The following is a 15256-nucleotide window of genomic DNA, read 5'->3' as shown; positions in this document are numbered from 1 at the left end:
GGCCCCCATGCGCACCGCCGTCCCGATCCTGCTCTCGCTCTTCGCGCTGCCCACGCTCGTCGCCTGCGACGACGGCGGGCCCCTCGGCCCCGGCTTCACCGACCGCCAGGTCGTCGCCGACTTCGCGGACCAGGTCGTGATCCCGACCTACGCGTTGCTCGACGCCCGGGCCCGCGCGCTCGACGCCGCGGTCGTGGCGCTGGCCGCGGACCCGGACGCCACCACGCTCGCCGCGGCGCAGCAGGCCTGGGTCGAGACCCGGCGGCCGTGGGAGCAGAGCGAGGGGTTCCTGTTCGGGCCGGTGTCGGCCCAGGGCTTCGACCCCGCGATGGACTCGTGGCCGGTCGAGCGCAACGACCTCGACGCGGTGATCGCGTCGACCGACGAGCTGACCGCGGCGTACCTCCACAACCTGCCGGAGACGCAGAAGGGCTTCCACACGCTCGAGTACCTGCTGTTCGGTCCCGCGCACGATCGGGTCGCGACCGACCTCGCCGCCCGCGAGCTGGCGTACCTGGCCGGCACCAGCCGCGAGCTGGTGACGATCACGACCGGGCTGGCCGCGTCGTGGACCACCGGCGACCGGCCCTACCGCGACGTCTTCGTCAGCGCCGGCGCCGCCGGCAACACCGCCTACCCGTCGCTCGACGCCGCCGCGCAGGAGATCCTGGTCGGCATGAGCGGCATCTGCGACGAGGTCGCCAACGGCAAGATCGCCGATCCCTACGACGCCCACGATCCCGATCTGGTCGAGAGCCAGTTCTCGTACAACTCGCTGGCCGACTTCGCCGACAACCTGCGCTCGGTCGAGCACGCGTACACCGGCGACGTGCCGGCGGCGGGCACCACCGGGCGCGGCCTCGACGAGGTGGTCCGCGCGGTCGACCCCGCGCTCGACGCCCGGTTCCGCGCGGAGCTGGCCGCCGCCATCGCCGCGATCGGCGCCATCCCGCCGCCGTTCCGCGACGCGATCACCACGCCGTCGGCCTACCCCGCGATCGCGGCGGCGCAGGCGGCGGTGCGGACCGTGCAGACGACGATCGACGGCGACCTGACCCAGGCCGTGCGATGATCGCGCGCGTCGCGGCGCTCGCGCTGGGGCTCGCGGCGTGCGGCGACGCCGGCGCGGTCCTGGCCGGCGGTGACACCACGGTCTTCGATCGGACCTCGAACGCGTACGCGCTGCCGGCGCCCGGCCTCGACGACGCCGCGCTGGCGCTGCACCTCGCCGGCGACGCCAGCTTCGAGGCGACGTTCGTGCGCGGCCCGGCCCCGGTCAACGCCGGCCTCGGGCCGCTCTACAACCACAACGCCTGCGCCGCGTGCCACGGTCGCGACGGTCGCGGCCTGCCGCAGTTCGGCGGCGCCGCGTCGCAGGCGCTGGTGCGCGTCAGCCTCGCCCACGGCGAGCCCGAGCTGCCGGGGGCGCCGGTGCCGGTGCCGGGCCTCGGTGGCCAGCTCCAGGACCACGGCGTGTTCGGCGTGCCGCCGGAGATCGCGATCGAGCTCACCTGGATCGACGAGCCCGGCCGCTACGGCGACGGCGCCGAGTTCTGGCTGCGGCGGCCGCGGCTGATCTTGCGTCGGCCCGATGGCGCGCTGCTCCCCGCCGACGTGCTGCGCTCGTTCCGCCAGGCGCCCGCGGTGTTCGGCCTGGGCCTGCTCGAGGCGATCCCCGACGACGACCTGCGCGCCGCCGCCGACCCCGACGATCGCGACGGCGACGGCATCTCGGGCCGGGTCAACCTGGTCTGGGACGTCGACGCCGGCGCGGTCCGGATCGGCCGTTTCGGGCACAAGGCCGGTAACCCGACGCTGGTGCAGCAGGCGGCGGCCGCGTACGCCAACGACATGGGCGTGACCAGCCGGCGCTTCGGCGGCGAGGTCGAGGTGACGGACGACGTGATCGCCGCCGCCGCGCACTACACCGCGACCCTCGGCGTGCCGGCGCGCGCGCCCGGCGACGTCGCCGCGGGCGAGGCGCTGTTCGCCGCCCTCGGGTGCGATGCGTGCCACACCGCGACCCAGCGCAGCGGCGATCACGCCATCGCCGCGCTCGCGCACCAGACGTTCGCGCCGTACACCGATCTGCTGCTGCACGATCTCGGCGCCGGCCTCGCCGACGATCGACCCGAGTTCGCGGCGGACGGGCGCGAGTGGCGCACGCCGCCGCTGTGGGGGCTCGGCCTGGCGCCGACCGTGCTGCCGGGCGCCAGCTACCTCCACGACGGCCGCGCCCGGACCGTGGCCGAGGCCATCCTGTGGCACGGCGGCGAGGCCGAGCCGGCGCGGGAGCGCTTCCGCACGGCGTCCGTCGCGCAGCGCACGGCGCTGCTCAGGTTCCTCGCGGCGCTGTGACGCCGCCTACCCGGGCGCCGCGCGGCCGCGGCGCGATCAGCCGAAGCAGGCGAACAGCGGCGCGCACGACGCGGGCAGCGTGCCCGCGCAGATGTCGGCGTCCGACTGGGCGAACTGATCGGTCAGGCACGCGCGCATCTGCCCGACCGTAAGCTCGCACGTCGCCGGCAGGCCGGTCGGCTCCGAGCAGCTCGCGGGGTCGATGCCGACGGTCGAGGTGTTGCCGTTGCCGCAGTCGACCGTGCGCTCGGGCATGTCCATGGCCCAGCCCTGGCAGAGCGAGGTGGTCTCGGCCAGCGTCAGGTCGACGATCTTGGCGCTGTCCGACGGACCGTCGTCACCACCGCAGGCGGCGAGGGTTGCGGTGAGTACAAAAGTGAGGGCAATAGAGAGCTTCATGGCGGCGACGCTAACACGGTCCACATGCGCGCGCCCCAAATTGGCGAGAATTGGTCAACCAGCGATCTAGTCGGCGGTGGTGCGTGCGTCAGGCGCGCGCCGTTTCGACGCCGAAGGCCGGGTCGAGGGCTGCGCGCCGTCACATGCAGCGGTAGACCGGCTTGCCGGTCGTGGGGTCGTCCGTGTAGTAGCAGCCGGCGTTGCTCTTGGGCCGGTCGCCGCGGGTCGGCAGGTTCTCGTACGGTCCGGGCCGGGCGCTGCCGATCATCGCCGGGACGATCATGAGCCGCACGCCGAGCCCGGTCGACGACACGTGCAGCCGGCGATCGTCGTCGGTCGTGAGGTCCGCCCGAAACCGTTCGATCCCGGCGCTGAGGACGAACACGAAGTGCCCGAGCCGGTCGCCGTTGCGCACCGGGAGGCGATACCCGAGGCTGCCCCCCAGGAACCACATCCGCCCGTCGGAGGCCTTGCTCATGGCCGCCATCGTGTCGGGCGCGATCGTCATCGAGGTATCGCGGAGCCAGGCGTACGAGAACGTCAGGCGCTCGTGGATGTACGGCGACAGGAGCTGCGTGGGCAGGACCAGGTCGGCGCGGAACGTGTTGCTCTTGGTGGCCGCCTTCACCGTTGGCGCCGAGGGGGCGATGCCGTAGCCGTTGAACGAGCTCGGCGACGCGCCGATGCCGAACCCGCGCAGGGTGCGGGACCTCAGCCGGGCCTCGAAGTAGAAGCCGATGTTCACGCCCGCGGACCAGCCGCCGCCGGTCTCCGTCGTCGACGGCGTGTTGGGATCGGTCACGGCCTGGCTGATCCGCGGGTGATACGCGGCCGTCCCCTCGAAGTAGCAGCCGGTCGATCCGAGCAGGACACCAACGACGACGAGTCTCGTGAACATGGGCTTCCCCCATCGTCTCACACCGACCGGCGGCGTCGCGACGCCGCCCGTCCGATCGGGGCGGCGCGGTCGATCCGGGCTGATGGTGGTCAAACCTCGACGGCGTCGCGGCGTCGCTGCCAGGTCCTCGGCCAGGTGTGGTCAAACCCCGACACCGTCCGCCGGTCCGGCGCCGCAAGCCCGCGTGGCCGCGAGCGCGATCGCGCACGCCCGCGATGGCACGGACCGTGCGAGGGAGCCCGGCATGTCCAAGGCTCCCGTCCTCCTCTCCTTCCTCTCGGTCGTCGCGCTGGTCGCCTGCAGCAGCAGCGGCGACGACGACATCGGCCCCGGCGACGCGCTCGCCAGCGCGCAGGTCGCGGGCCTGTGCGACCGCGCCTGCGTCAAGGTCCTCGAGTGCGAGCCGACCCAGACCGAGGCTGAGTGCATCGGCGATTGCTCACCCTTCGGAACGATCTACCGCGGTGACCTGTTCGTCGATCTGATCGAGTGTCTCGAGGCCAAGACCTGCGCCGAGCTCGACAACGGCAGCGGCTGCGATGGCGTGTTCGACGCGGTCGTCCCGACCGCGACCGCCGAGGCCTTCCTCGCGGCGATGCGCGCCGCCGAGACCCGGTGCGCCGCGACGCCGTTCAACCAGTCCAGCAGCGACGACGTGTGGATCCTGCTCAACGACCCGCTGCTCACCGCGCTGACCGCCTGCACCGACGACCCGTGCGATCAGGTCGACGCCTGCATCGACGGTGCGCTCGACCTGCCCTGAGCGCGGCCTGCGGCGGCGCGACGGCGCGTCGTCGCCGCCGCGACGGCAGCGGACGATGATCCCACGACGAGCACGCGCGCCATCCTGCGGTCGGCGCGGATCACCTCGGCGCCAGCAGGTAGGGGTAGTTGATCAGCACCTCCAGCCCGGCCGGGGCGCACACGATCGAGCTTCTGCTCGACGACGCGGCGCCGGTCGCGATCCGCGTGATCGCCGAGGAGGCCTGAGCCCAGCTGCCCGGGCGACCCTCGACGGGCGCGCCACCGCCGCGGCCGAGCGGGCCGCCGCGCTGATCGTGCGTGCGGCGGGCGCGCCGGCGACGCCGTTGCCGGTCGAGGGGCCGGGGCGTAGGCTGGCCGGCCGTGCCCGGTCCCGACCTCGCCACCGCAGCGTCGTGCGCGCGCCAGGCGGCGGCGGCGCTGGCCGACGCGCTGGCCGAGGTGCTGCACCTGCCGGGCGCGCGCGACCGGCACCGCGGCGCGCTCGCGCAGGCGATCGAGGGCGCGCACCGTGCCCTCGCGGCGGCCGAGGACGAGGGCGACCCAGCGGCGAGCGCGGCCGCGCGGGCCACGCTGGTGACTGCGTACGCCGCGCGCGCCCGGGACGCCCGCCACGGCGCCGGCCAGCTGTCGCTGGGCTCGCAGCGCGCCCCGACCCGCGACGCGTGCGACGACGGCTGGCAGCGGGTCGAGGAGATCGTCGCCGTGGCCGAGGCGTCCGCGCGCGCGGCGACGCAGCTGGCCGGTGAGCTCGACGACGGCGGGGCCTGGAAGACGGCCCACGCGGCGGCGGCGGACGCGCGCGACGCCCGCCGGCTCATCGACGAGCGCAACCACGCCTACACGTTCCACGCCGACCCCGGGTTCTCGTTCGGCGAGGGCTGGTACCTCGCGGCGGCGGCCGTGCTCGCGGGCGTGGCGATCCAGCTCGAGCCGGGCAAGCCGCAGACCGCCCAGGGCGAGCGCTTCCTGCGCGACGCCGGCCTGGCCGCGCGCCTGCAGCCCCCGCGCTCGCGCCCGCGCGCGAACAAGCAGCTCACGGCGATCGTCGCCGAGGCGTTCCGCGCCGATCCGAGCGGGTCGCAGCGTCGCCTGCGCGCCGCGTTCCTCGGCGACGCGCCGACCCCGGCCGCGATCTGCGCCTGGGCCCAGCGGGCGCTCGCCGGCGTGGCGGGGCCGACGGTGCTCGTGTGGGTGCGGCACGGTGTGCACCATCCGACCCGCAACACCGACTACCGCGAGCTGGTCGAGCTCGTCGCGCGCGCGGGCGCGGCCGGGCTCACGCCGGTGCTGATCGGCGACGCGATGCGCGGTGGCCCGATCCCGCCGGGCGCGGTCGACCTGACGCTGTTCTGGAAGCAGCCCCTGTTCCAGGGCGAGGACATGCGGCGCGCGCAGCTGCAGCTGTTCGAGCGCCTGCGCGAGGCGCACGGCCTGGTCGGCCAGGTCGGGGTCACCACCGCGGGCATGGATGGGCCGGCGTTGATGGGGGTGCCGACCTTGTACCTGACCGCCGCGCCCAACCCGCGCATGCGCGCCTGGGTCGGCGCGGTCCCGGGCTACGACGAGCTCGTGCGCGAGCCCGGGCAGGTCGAGGGCGTCAGCGACACCCTCGAGCGCTGGGCCCGGTCGTAGGCGGCAGGGACGTCGATCGCGCCCGCGATCACCGGCGCGAGCACCAGCTTCCGTCTGGCTCGGTGAACCAGGGCCGGCGCAGGCGGTAGGCGACCTGGCCCGACGGGGTCAGGCGCCGGCGGCGCTGGGCGAACGGTGGGCGCGCGCCGTAACGGGCGAGGCGCTCGAGGCCGTCACGGTCGTCCGCGGCGACGGCGGTGTCGGCGTGCAAGGTGAAGTCGTCGACGTTGGCGGTGAGCCGCTTGGCCGGCGGCGGCGGCGGCATCATCGCGAACGGCAACGTGCCCATCGGTGAGCGCGACGCGTCGGCGAGCAGCCCGCCGGTGCCGTCGTCGTCGTCGCGGTCGTCGTCGCCGTCGACCAGGCGCAGGATGCGTCGGGCGACGCGGGCGCAGATCGCGGCCACCTCGTCGTCGGACGGCGCGGGCAGCGGCACGAACCGCACGCCGCCGGCGCCGCCGGGGACGAACACGCCGTCGGGGACGAGGGTGTGGAAGTGGACGTTGAGATTCAGCACCGAGCCGAAGCGCTGGACCGCGGTCACCGCGCCCGGCGCCGCCCCGACGATGCCGAGGGCGCGGGCCTGGGCCCGCTGCCAGCGGACCACCGCGCGCACGAAGCAGGTCAGCGCCGCCAGCTGAAGGGCGCGGTCACACGGTCGCCGCCACGCCGCGTTTGGGCCTCGCGGCCACCGCCCGTCCGCGCAGGCCGGCCGGGCCGCCCTTTCGGCACGTTCCGCTGCCGCTGGCTGCGCTAGACTGTGGGCATGATCGCGGTCGCCACCGTCTTCGAGCAGGCGCTCCAGCTCCCCGACGCCGAGCGTAGCGAGCTGCTCTCCCAGCTCCTTCGGTCCTTCGAGCCCGACGACGACGACGAGCTGACCGGGAGCGAGTGGGAGGCCGCGTGGGCGACAGAGATCGACGATCGGGTCCGTGAACTCCGCGAGGGCCGCGTCGAGCTCATCGATGGAGACGCCGCTCTCGCGCAGGTTCGCGCCTCGCTCGCCGCGCGACGCCGGTGAGGCCGTACCGCTTCCACCCGAAGGCCCTCGCCGAGTACGAGGCCGCCGTGACCTGGTGCTGGGCTCGAGGCGCCTGAGCGGGACCCGCACGGGCCGCGACCGGCTCACGGGCGCTCGGGCTTCTCCGTCCGCGCGCGCCACGACGGCGGCAGGTTCTTCTCGACCTCGATGGCGCCGACCCTGGGGCTCGGCCGCGGGCCGTGGCGCCGGGCCCAGGCCGCCATCGCGGTCACGCCGGCCTCGAGGCTGACGCGCTCCTCGTAGCCGAGCAGGGCGCGCGCCTGCGCGTGCGACGCGTGCACGTGCGCGACCTCGTGCCGCGCCGGCAGGTAGCGGGGCCGAAACGGCACGCCCATCGCGCGGCTGACGATCTCGCCGAGCTCGTTGACCGTGACCGCCCGGTCGGCCCCGAGGTTGAAGGTCTGGTCGTAGGCGGCGGGGACGTCGATCGCCCCCGCGATCACCGGCGCCACGTCCGCGACGTGGCTGAACGCGCGGGTCTGGGTGCCGTCGCCGAAGATCGTCAGCGGCTCGCCGCGCAGGATCTGGCTGATGAAGATGCCGACCACGTTGCGGTAGCGGTCGCCGAGGTGCTGCCGCTCGCCGTAGACGTTGTGGGGGCGGAAGATGATCGAGCGCAGGCCGAAGACCTCGCGGCTGATGCGCAGGTCCTGCTCGACCGCGGCCTTGGCCACGCCGTAGGGATCGTCGGGCGCGGTCGGCATCGCCTCGGTGACCGGCGGGGCCGTGCGGCCGTAGACCGCGATCGACGACGCGAACACGAAGGCGCGCACGTCGTGGCGGACCGACGCGTTGATCAGGTTCACGCTGCCGATCAGGTTGTGCTGGTAGTTGAACCGCTTGATGAAGTGGCTCAGGCCCTCGGCGGCGTAGGCCGCGAGGTGGAAGACGTACGCGAAGCGGTGCGCGTCGAAGAGCCGGTCGACCAGCGCGACGTCGAGGATCGAGCCCTCGACGAAGCGCGCCCGCGGGTCGACGTGGTCGCGGAAGCCGCCCGAGAGGTCGTCGAGCGCGACCACCTCGTGCCCGCGCGCGAGCAGCTCGTCGACGACGTGCGAGCCGATGAACCCGGCGGCGCCGGTGACGAGGACCGGCGCCCCGGCGGCGCGCTCGGCGCTGCGCTGGGCTGCACGCGGTCCAGGTACCACGACCTCGGCCCGCCGCGACAGCCGCGGGGCGATCGGCGCGCGCGCTGGCCGCTCGCCGGCGTCGCCGACGTCTCCGCACGGCCCCGCTGACGACCGCTGCGCGCGCAGCCGGCGAACCTCGGCCAGGAGGCGTGGGAGGTCTTGCCGTGCATGCGCGATGAAGTCCTGATCCGCGACGGTCGCGCCCGTGAGTTCGATGTCGTCGTCGCGGTGCGCGTCGTCCGCGCCGACCATGATGAAGCTCGACCCGCTGGTGTGGTCGCGGCCCTCGACCCACGACGTCGAGGGGCCGGGGCGCGCCGCTGCGCAGCGTCGATCGATCTCGTCGAGCTCCTGGTCGGTCATCTCGCGCTCCTGCCCGGCATCGTGCCCCAAGCGCCACGCACCGCGCAGCCCGCCGCTCGGCGGGGCAGCTCCGCGTTCCGCGCCGTGATCCTGCGGGTGGCTTCGCCTCGCGCTCCGGCGGCGCCTCGTCCGCGCGACAGCTATGATGCGGGCATGGTGCTCGAGGGCTGTCTGCCCGATGACCTCCGCGGCCCGGCGACGTCGATCACGAGGATGGCGGGCGGGCTGTCGGGCGCCGGGGTGTACCGCGTCGAGGCGGCGGCGCGCACGTACGTGCTCAAGGTCGCCCGCGCGGGCGAGCCGATCGAGGCCTGGCGCCAGGCGCTCGAGATCCAGCGGCGCGCCGGGGACGCGGGCGTCGCGCCGCGCGTGATCCACCACGACGAGGCGCGCCGCGCGGTCGTGAGCGAGCACGTCGTGAACCGCGGGTTCGCGCCGCGGCTGTTCGATCCGCAGACTCGTGACGCCGCGATCCGCCAGCTCGGGGAGACGATCCGCCGGGTCCACGCGCTGCCGCTGCCCGAGGGCGCGGGCTGGCGCGATCCGCGCGAGCTGATCGCGCCGATGCGGGCGCGGCTCGCGACGTTCACGGTCCCGAGCTTCGTCCGCGCCACGATCGATCAGGTGCTCGCGGAGACGCCACCGCCGCGACAGCGCGCGCTGGTCACGAGTCACAACGACGTGAACCCGTCGAACCTGATCTTCGACGGCGAGCGGCTCCTGCTGCTCGACTGGGACATGGCCGGGCCCAACGATCCGTTCCACGACCTGGCCGCGGCCGCGATGTTCCTGCGCCTCGACGACCCGACCGCGTCCGCGCTGATCGCCGCCCACGACGCCGCCCGGGCCGCCCCGCTGCCCGCCGGGTTCGTCTACGCGCGCCGGTTCGTCGCGGCCCTGTGCGCCCCGATCTTCCTGCAGCTCGCGCGCGAAGCCGGCCACGCGGGCGGCGACCTCCCCGCCGACCGGGCGCCGACCCTGGGCGAGGTCCACGGCCTCATCGGCATCGGCGCGCTCGCCCCGAACACCGCCGACGGCGCCTGGGCGTTCGCGCTCGCGCTGGTCCGCACGATCACGGATCGCGAGGAGCCGAAGGCGGCGGCGGGCGCGTAGGCCCGCGCGCGCCGGGCACGTACATACCGTTCAGCAGCGAGTCGCGGAGCCCGCCGCGACCGGCATCCCCGCGGTCGGACGCCACCACGAGCTCGTGGGCGTGGGGTAGCGTCAGACAGCCGGGCGCCTCGTCGCGTACCTGAGGAGCGTGTGATGGGACTCTTGACCTTCAGCATCAACGTCACCCTGGACGGCTGCGTCGACCACCAGGAGGGCATCGCCGACGACGAGACCCACGCCTTGTTCACCCGCCTCATGGACGAGGCCGGGGCGATGCTGTGGGGCCGGGTCACCTACGAGATGATGGAGCGCCACTGGCCGGCGGTCGCCCGCGGCGACGCGGAGGCGCCGCCGGCACTGCGCGCGTGGGCGGCCGCGCTGGAGGCCAAGCCGAAGTACGTGGTGTCGTCGACGCGGAGCGACTTCCCGTGGACCAACAGTCACCACCTCGCCGGTGACCTGCGCGCGAGGGTGCAGTCGCTGAAGGACGCGACCCCGGCCGGCGTGCTCCTCGGCAGCGGCGCGCTCGCGACCGAGCTGGACCGGCTGGAGCTGATCGACGAGTACAAGATCCTCGTCCACCCCGGATCGCCGGCCACGGCCCGACCCTGTACCAGCGCGGGCTGCCCAGCACGCGACGGCTCGAGCTGATCTCGGCGCAGCCGCTCCGCTGCGGCGTCGTCGCCATGCACTACCGGCGCGCGCGCTGACTCGGTGTCAGGGAGCCGGCTTGGCCGCCGCCGCCGGCAGCCCGAGCATCGACGGCCCGTTCTTGTCATCTTCCCACGCGACGTACTTCACCTTGGCGCCGGCCGATGCCTTGGTGTTCTCGCCATCGATCTTCCACTGGCCATCATCGACGAAGATGTAGGCGAACGGGTTCCGGTCACCGCCCTCGCGCGGGCTGTAGCAGACGACCCAGTCTGCCGAGGGATCGGTGTGCGTGCGGTGGGGCATGACCGGGCTCTCGCCGTCGTCGGGATAGACGCACGTGACGTCCTTGACCTTCTGGCGCAGGTCGTCGAGCGACATGCCGACGTCGCCCTGGCTCGGCATCACGCCCGCCACCGCGGCGACCAGGTTCACGGCGCGCGTTTGTGCGGCGTCGGTGAACATGTGCGCCGCCACGACCTGCTTCCCGGCCGCGTCACGGACCCACAGCACGTCCCAGACCTCGTCGGGCAGGCTCCCGTGCTCGCTGGAGAGCGCGTAGCCCGCGAAGCTCTTCGCGACGTCGAGCTCAGGCGCCGTGACATCCAGCTTCGACAGCGGACCGGCCGCGGCCACGCGGGGCCGGGGCGGTCGGCGCCGGTGCGGGGGCGGTCGGCGTCGGCGCGGCAGCCGGCGCGGCGGGGGCGGCTTGGCCTCGGCCTCACGGTCCTTCGCGCCGCCCTTGGCGCAAGCCGTGAGGGCGGTGCACAGCACCAGCGTCGAGAGTGCGTTCCATCATGATGTCCTCGCGTAGAACCTGGGTCGCCACGAGCCGGTAGCGGCGACCCTGGTGAGGGAGTTTTCGTGGACGACCATCGTACTCCATGGACGGTCGCGCCGGGTTTGGCTGGCTGAGCCTGAGCGCGACGCGCGATGCGCGCGGTGGCCGCCGCGCGCGATGTCGAGGTCTCGATCGACGTGAACGTCGAGTTGCCGATCCGGCGACCGAGGAGCCGCCGCACCTCGCTGGCCGCCGGTGCGCCCGGCATGCAGCCGCGTCGGCGCCGACGACGTTGCCAGTCGCCCAGCGCAAGCGACGAACATGTCGCGGGTCTTGGGGACTACGCCTGTGGTAGCCTTACTGCATCTGTCGTAGTTCCGCGGTCCGGCCGAAAACGAGAAATCCCCGGAGTTGCCTCCAGGGATTCCGCGTTGTTAGGTCGTTCGTAGCGGGGGTAGGATTTGAACCTACGACCTTCGGGTTATGAGCCCGACGAGCTACCAGGCTGCTCCACCCCGCATCAGGGTGCGTCGGCGTTCCGACGTGGGCGGTATGTGCCATACGGTTTGGCGGGCGTCAAGGGGGCTGTGCGAAGTGATCTCGGTTTGTTGAGGGAGGGGAGGGGCGCGGCGGGGGCCCTGATCTTCCAGGCCTGGGCGACGAGGGCGCGGGTGTGGTGGCGGTGGGGAGGTCGACAGCACGGTGGCCATGACGCCGGCGACGCTGACGAGGACGAGGCGACGAAAGGCGAAGCCGACGAGGGTGGCGGTGGGATCGGTGGCGACGACGGCGCTGGTCACGACGAGGTGCCCGCCCTCGACCGAGGTGGTGGTGGCGGCGAGGCCGATGGCCTCGAGGGCGAGGTTGCCGAACACGGGGATGGCGAAGGTCAGGATCACCAGCGCGGGGCGCGGCCGCTGGGGGAAGAACACGGCAGCCATGGTCGCGAGCGCGGCCTGGGCGGGGCGTTGACGAACGGGCCGTAGGTCCGGGCGTAGAGCGTCAGCACCAGCGCGGCCCCGACCATGGGCGGCCAGGTGAACACGTGCGGACCGCGCACGCGCCACTGGATCGCCCAGGCCAGCATCAGGCCGGAGGCCACGGCGATGGCGATGACCATGGTGGGATCGCGCACGCCCTGGAGCACCATCAGCGGCACGTAGGCGAAGAACGCCCCGAAGGCGCCGATGAAGCCGGTGCCGAGGCGCCGGAGCACGCGCTGATCGCTCGCGACGATCGCGGCCTGGGCGGCGGGCGGCAGCGGATCGGGCAGCTCGACGAGGAGCCGGGCGACGATCCCGGCGGCGTCGTCCAGGGAGGGATCGAGGGCTAGCGCGCGCCGGGCCAGCGCCAGCGCCCGCTCGCGATCGGGGCCGGCGTCGGCGAGCGCGGCCCGGGCGGCGGCGGTCAGCTCGCGCGCGAGGTCGGCGCGCAGCGCCTGGTCGCGCTCGCCGTCGAGGTAGTCGGTGACCCGGCGGGCGAGGGCGGTGGCGTCGGGCGCGGCGGCGTCGGGCGCGAGCAGCTCGGCCAGCTCCGGGGCGCTGTCGCGCTCGGCGGCGAGCACGGTCGCGAGCAACGCGTGGAGCGCGGCGACGTCGTGCGCGGCGGCGGCGGCGTGGGGTGCGGCGACGTCCGGGGCGGCGGCGGCGGCGTGGGCGGCGGCGGCGACGTCGTGGTCGGCGGCGCTCGGGGCGGACGCGGCGGCGTGGGCGGCGGCGGCGGCGACGTCGTGGTCGGCGGCGCTCGGGGCGGACGCGTCGCCGTCGGTGACCACGGCGTCGTCCCAGCGGCCGACGCGGATCTCGCCGGCCTCGCCGACGTCGATGGCGCTCGGCGCCAGCCGCCCGTGGACGACGCCGCGGCGGTGGGCGTGGCCGACCGCGCGGCACACGTCGACGAAGGCGGTCAGCCGGCGCCCGAGCGCGGGCGCGCCGTCGTCGGTGCCGCGGCACCACGCGCCGAAGTCGACGCCGCGGCGACGCGGCTCGACGTAGTACGGCCGCCCGACCTCGTCGACGCCGAGCCCGAGGATCGTCTGGACGGCCGGGTGCTCGAGGCGACCGGCGACCCGGGCCCGTGGAGGAAGCGCGCGGCGTCGGCCTCGGCCAGCGCGGTCGCGGCGCGGGTGATCACGACCAGGCGATCGGGCCGGCGATCGCGCGCGTCGATGAGCTCGCGACCGTCGACCGGCCGGGGCGGCTCGCCGACGAACCGCGGGCCGCCGTCGACGACCATCGGCGCCGCGCCGTCGTCGACGACCGCGGCCGCCACCTCGGTGATCGGCGCGGTCACGGCTGCTCCGGGGGCCGGCGGGCCGGGACCAGCTGCGCGAGGTGCCAGGCCTGGGCCGCGCGCAGGCGCCGGGCGCGGTGCGCGGGGGCTGCCACCAGGATCCCGATCGCCGCGCCCACGAGCTGGATCGCGAGCGCGGTGAACGCGAGCATCGCCAGGGTCCAGGTCGGGCGCACGTCGCTGACCACCGACGCGAACGTCAGCGTGTCGGCGCCGATCGTCAACGTCGCCGGCCACACGCCGCTGGCCTCGAGCGCGACCGTGACCACCAGCGGCGCGGCCAGGATCGCGATCACCGGCGCCACGCGCTCGACCCGCGGGTGCATGAGCATGCCAGCGCAGGCCAGCGCCGAGATCGCCGGCGCCGACACGAACGGCCCGAGGTAGCGAGAGAACAGCAGCACCTGCAGCGCGAGGAGCCCCAGGCTCCACCATGGCCACGCGCGCGGGCCGCGGCCGCGGCGCGCGGCCAGGGCCAGGGCCTCGAGCCCGAGCCAGCCGCCGACCGACGCGATCAGGACCCACGCCGCCGCGTGCCGCTGGAGGAGCAGGGTCAGCGGGAACAGCACGAAGCCCAGGTACGACCACGCCGCGGCCGTCGCCAGCCGGCGGTCGTCGCCGTCGGCGATCTCCGCCAGCTCACGGGCGGCCTCGCGCGGCACGTCGTCGCTGTCGAGCAAGGTCCGGACCAGCGCGACCGCCTCGGGATCGTCGGGCGCGAGCGCGAGCGCCCGGCCCGCCTCGCCCAGGGCCCGCGCACGCGTGGCGGGATCGGCCGCGTCGCGCTGGGCGCGGGCGAGGTGCGCCCGCTGGCGCGCGATCTGCGCGGCGCGATCGCGCACGCGATCGAGCCAGGCGCTGACCTGATCGGCCAGCTCGCTGGCCCGGGCCGGCCGCCGGTCGGGCGCGCGGGCCAGCGCGCGCGCGCACAGCTCGTCGAGCATCGCCGGGACCTCGGCGTCGGGGGCGCGCCGCGCCGGCCGAGGATCGGCGGCGCCCACCAGCGCGGCGTCGAGCAGGCCCTCGCCGCGGGGGTACAGCGGGTCGCCGGCCAGCAGCTCGAACAGGATCGCGCCCAGCGCGAAGATGTCGGTCCGGCCGTCGAGGCGCACGTGGGCGTCGAGCTGCTCGGGCGGCATGTAGCCGAGCGTGCCGCCCGCGCGGCGCTGCGGCGCGCTGGGGTCGTCGAACGTCGTCGCGACGCCCCAGTCGATGACGTAGACGCGGTCGTCGTCGTCGACCATGACGTTGGACGGCTTGAGATCGCAGTGCACGACCCCGCGCGCGTGGGCGTGATCGATGGCCCGGCACACCTCGACGAACACGCGCAGCAGGCGCTCGGTCGCGCGGCCGGCGCCGTCGGCGGCGGGATCGCGCGCGGCCATCAGCGTCGCCAGCGTGGTCCCGGTGACCCGCCGCATCGCGAAGCCGAGCTGGCCGGCCTCGTCGAGGCCGACGTCGTAGACCGGCGGGATCGCCGGATGGTCGAGCCGACCCTGGAGCCGCGCCTCCTCGATCAGGAGCCGACGCTGGCCGCTGGTGCTGTGGCTGCTCAGGCGCTTGACGGCCACCTCGCGGGCGATCTCGCGGTCCCGGGCCCCGCAGACCTCGCCCATGCCGCCGACGCCGATGGGGGCGCCGATCTCGAACCGCTCGTCCAGGCGCCCGAGCTGGCCGAGCCCGGACGCGGCATTGGTCACCAGCACGGTCGTCCCGGGGTGGGGCGCGGCCACGAGGCCCGCGATGTACTCACGCCAGCGGTGGACATGGGAAAGGTGCTGAGGCTCACCGTCGTCTCTCGGTGGTTTGACCGATGCTGCGCACGCTGAGTT

General features: G+C 74.7%; 15 protein-coding genes, 1 tRNA gene and 1 pseudogene. 7 read left to right on the top strand and 10 right to left on the bottom strand.

What is annotated here, in order from left to right:
• Positions 1-7: 7 nt before the first annotated feature.
• Together IPL61_00900 and IPL61_00895 are read left to right on the top strand one after the other, a co-directional pair.
• The gene (locus IPL61_00900) at positions 8-1072 is read left to right on the top strand and encodes a peptidase M75 (GenBank protein ID MBK9029895.1); all 1065 of its coding nucleotides are present in this window, start codon (positions 8-10) and stop codon (positions 1070-1072) included.
• The gene (locus IPL61_00895) at positions 1069-2358 is read left to right on the top strand and encodes a thiol oxidoreductase (GenBank protein ID MBK9029894.1); all 1290 of its coding nucleotides are present in this window, start codon (positions 1069-1071) and stop codon (positions 2356-2358) included. Before IPL61_00900 ends, IPL61_00895 begins: the two co-directional genes overlap by 4 nt.
• Positions 2359-2394: 36 nt before the next feature.
• On the opposite strand, the gene IPL61_00890 is transcribed toward IPL61_00895, so the two are convergent.
• Together IPL61_00890 and IPL61_00885 are read right to left on the bottom strand one after the other, a co-directional pair.
• Positions 2395-2757, bottom strand: coding sequence for a hypothetical protein (locus IPL61_00890; protein ID MBK9029893.1), 363 nt, complete (start codon positions 2755-2757; stop codon positions 2395-2397).
• A 139-nt stretch (positions 2758-2896) separates the two neighbouring features.
• Positions 2897-3655 (bottom strand): hypothetical protein, encoded by a 759-nt coding sequence (locus IPL61_00885; protein ID MBK9029892.1) that lies wholly within the window; start codon positions 3653-3655, stop codon positions 2897-2899.
• A 244-nt stretch (positions 3656-3899) separates the two neighbouring features.
• On the opposite strand from IPL61_00885, the gene IPL61_00880 reads away from it, so the two are divergent.
• Both IPL61_00880 and IPL61_00875 read left to right on the top strand, forming a co-directional pair.
• A complete protein-coding gene (locus IPL61_00880; GenBank protein ID MBK9029891.1) occupies positions 3900-4418 on the top strand; it encodes a hypothetical protein in 519 nt (172 codons plus the stop codon).
• Positions 4419-4780: 362 nt separating this feature from the next.
• Complete coding sequence (locus tag IPL61_00875) at positions 4781-6052, top strand: hypothetical protein (protein MBK9029890.1); 1272 nt, start codon at positions 4781-4783, stop codon at positions 6050-6052.
• Between the two features lie 28 nt (positions 6053-6080).
• Here the strand turns inward: IPL61_00875 and IPL61_00870 are convergent, their stop codons facing one another.
• Positions 6081-6668: a transposase gene (locus IPL61_00870; GenBank protein MBK9029889.1), complete on the bottom strand. Its 588-nt coding sequence runs from the start codon at positions 6666-6668 to the stop codon at positions 6081-6083.
• A gap of 150 nt (positions 6669-6818) precedes the next feature.
• Between IPL61_00870 and IPL61_00865 the strand changes: the two genes are divergently transcribed.
• Positions 6819-7073, top strand: coding sequence for an addiction module protein (locus tag IPL61_00865; GenBank protein MBK9029888.1), 255 nt, complete (start codon positions 6819-6821; stop codon positions 7071-7073).
• Between the two features lie 104 nt (positions 7074-7177).
• Here the strand turns inward: IPL61_00865 and IPL61_00860 are convergent, their stop codons facing one another.
• A complete protein-coding gene (locus IPL61_00860; protein MBK9029887.1) occupies positions 7178-8476 on the bottom strand; it encodes an NAD-dependent epimerase/dehydratase family protein in 1299 nt (432 codons plus the stop codon).
• A gap of 264 nt (positions 8477-8740) precedes the next feature.
• Here IPL61_00860 and IPL61_00855 point away from each other — a divergent pair, with 264 nt between their 5' ends.
• Entirely contained in the window at positions 8741-9700 is a 960-nt protein-coding gene (locus IPL61_00855; protein ID MBK9029886.1) for a phosphotransferase, read from the top strand.
• A gap of 153 nt (positions 9701-9853) precedes the next feature.
• Positions 9854-10410, top strand: a pseudogene (locus IPL61_00850) (dihydrofolate reductase family protein).
• A gap of 7 nt (positions 10411-10417) precedes the next feature.
• Here the strand turns inward: IPL61_00850 and IPL61_00845 are convergent.
• From IPL61_00845 to IPL61_00820, 6 genes are all read right to left on the bottom strand, one after another.
• Entirely contained in the window at positions 10418-11125 is a 708-nt protein-coding gene (locus tag IPL61_00845) for a hypothetical protein (GenBank protein MBK9029885.1), read from the bottom strand.
• Positions 11126-11578: 453 nt separating this feature from the next.
• Positions 11579-11652: transfer RNA gene (locus IPL61_00840), tRNA-Met, on the bottom strand.
• Positions 11630-12064 carry a hypothetical protein gene (locus IPL61_00835; protein ID MBK9029884.1) on the bottom strand — a complete coding sequence of 145 codons (435 nt, stop codon included), beginning with the start codon at positions 12062-12064 and terminating at the stop codon, positions 11630-11632. Before IPL61_00835 ends, IPL61_00840 begins: the two co-directional genes overlap by 23 nt.
• Positions 12028-13023, bottom strand: coding sequence for a hypothetical protein (locus tag IPL61_00830; GenBank protein MBK9029883.1), 996 nt, complete (start codon positions 13021-13023; stop codon positions 12028-12030). Before IPL61_00830 ends, IPL61_00835 begins: the two co-directional genes overlap by 37 nt.
• A gap of 14 nt (positions 13024-13037) precedes the next feature.
• Positions 13038-13424 (bottom strand): hypothetical protein, encoded by a 387-nt coding sequence (locus IPL61_00825; protein MBK9029882.1) that lies wholly within the window; start codon positions 13422-13424, stop codon positions 13038-13040.
• The gene (locus IPL61_00820; GenBank protein ID MBK9029881.1) at positions 13421-15157 is read right to left on the bottom strand and encodes a protein kinase; all 1737 of its coding nucleotides are present in this window, start codon (positions 15155-15157) and stop codon (positions 13421-13423) included. The genes IPL61_00825 and IPL61_00820 overlap by 4 nt, the downstream gene beginning before the upstream one ends.
• Positions 15158-15256 lie beyond the last annotated feature (99 nt).

The organism is Myxococcales bacterium (genome assembly GCA_016717005.1).
In the GTDB taxonomy this organism is placed as follows: domain Bacteria; phylum Myxococcota_A; class Polyangia; order Haliangiales; family Haliangiaceae; genus UBA2376.
The sequence above is the reverse complement of the archived record's forward strand: the minus strand, read 5'-3'. Positions and strand labels throughout refer to the sequence as shown.

Excerpts from the sequence above, each read along its gene's own strand:
- IPL61_00890 (MBK9029893.1), bottom strand. The coding sequence starts at position 2,757 with ATGAAGCTCTCTATTGCCCTCACTTTTGTACTCACCGCAACCCTCGCC.
- IPL61_00885 (MBK9029892.1), bottom strand. The coding sequence starts at position 3,655 with ATGTTCACGAGACTCGTCGTCGTTGGTGTCCTGCTCGGATCGACCGGC.
- IPL61_00855 (MBK9029886.1), top strand. The coding sequence starts at position 8,741 with ATGGTGCTCGAGGGCTGTCTGCCCGATGACCTCCGCGGCCCGGCGACG.
- IPL61_00900 (MBK9029895.1), top strand. The coding sequence starts at position 8 with ATGCGCACCGCCGTCCCGATCCTGCTCTCGCTCTTCGCGCTGCCCACG.
- IPL61_00860 (MBK9029887.1), bottom strand. The coding sequence starts at position 8,476 with ATGGTCGGCGCGGACGACGCGCACCGCGACGACGACATCGAACTCACG.
- IPL61_00880 (MBK9029891.1), top strand. The coding sequence starts at position 3,900 with ATGTCCAAGGCTCCCGTCCTCCTCTCCTTCCTCTCGGTCGTCGCGCTG.
- IPL61_00865 (MBK9029888.1), top strand. The coding sequence starts at position 6,819 with ATGATCGCGGTCGCCACCGTCTTCGAGCAGGCGCTCCAGCTCCCCGAC.
- IPL61_00895 (MBK9029894.1), top strand. The coding sequence starts at position 1,069 with ATGATCGCGCGCGTCGCGGCGCTCGCGCTGGGGCTCGCGGCGTGCGGC.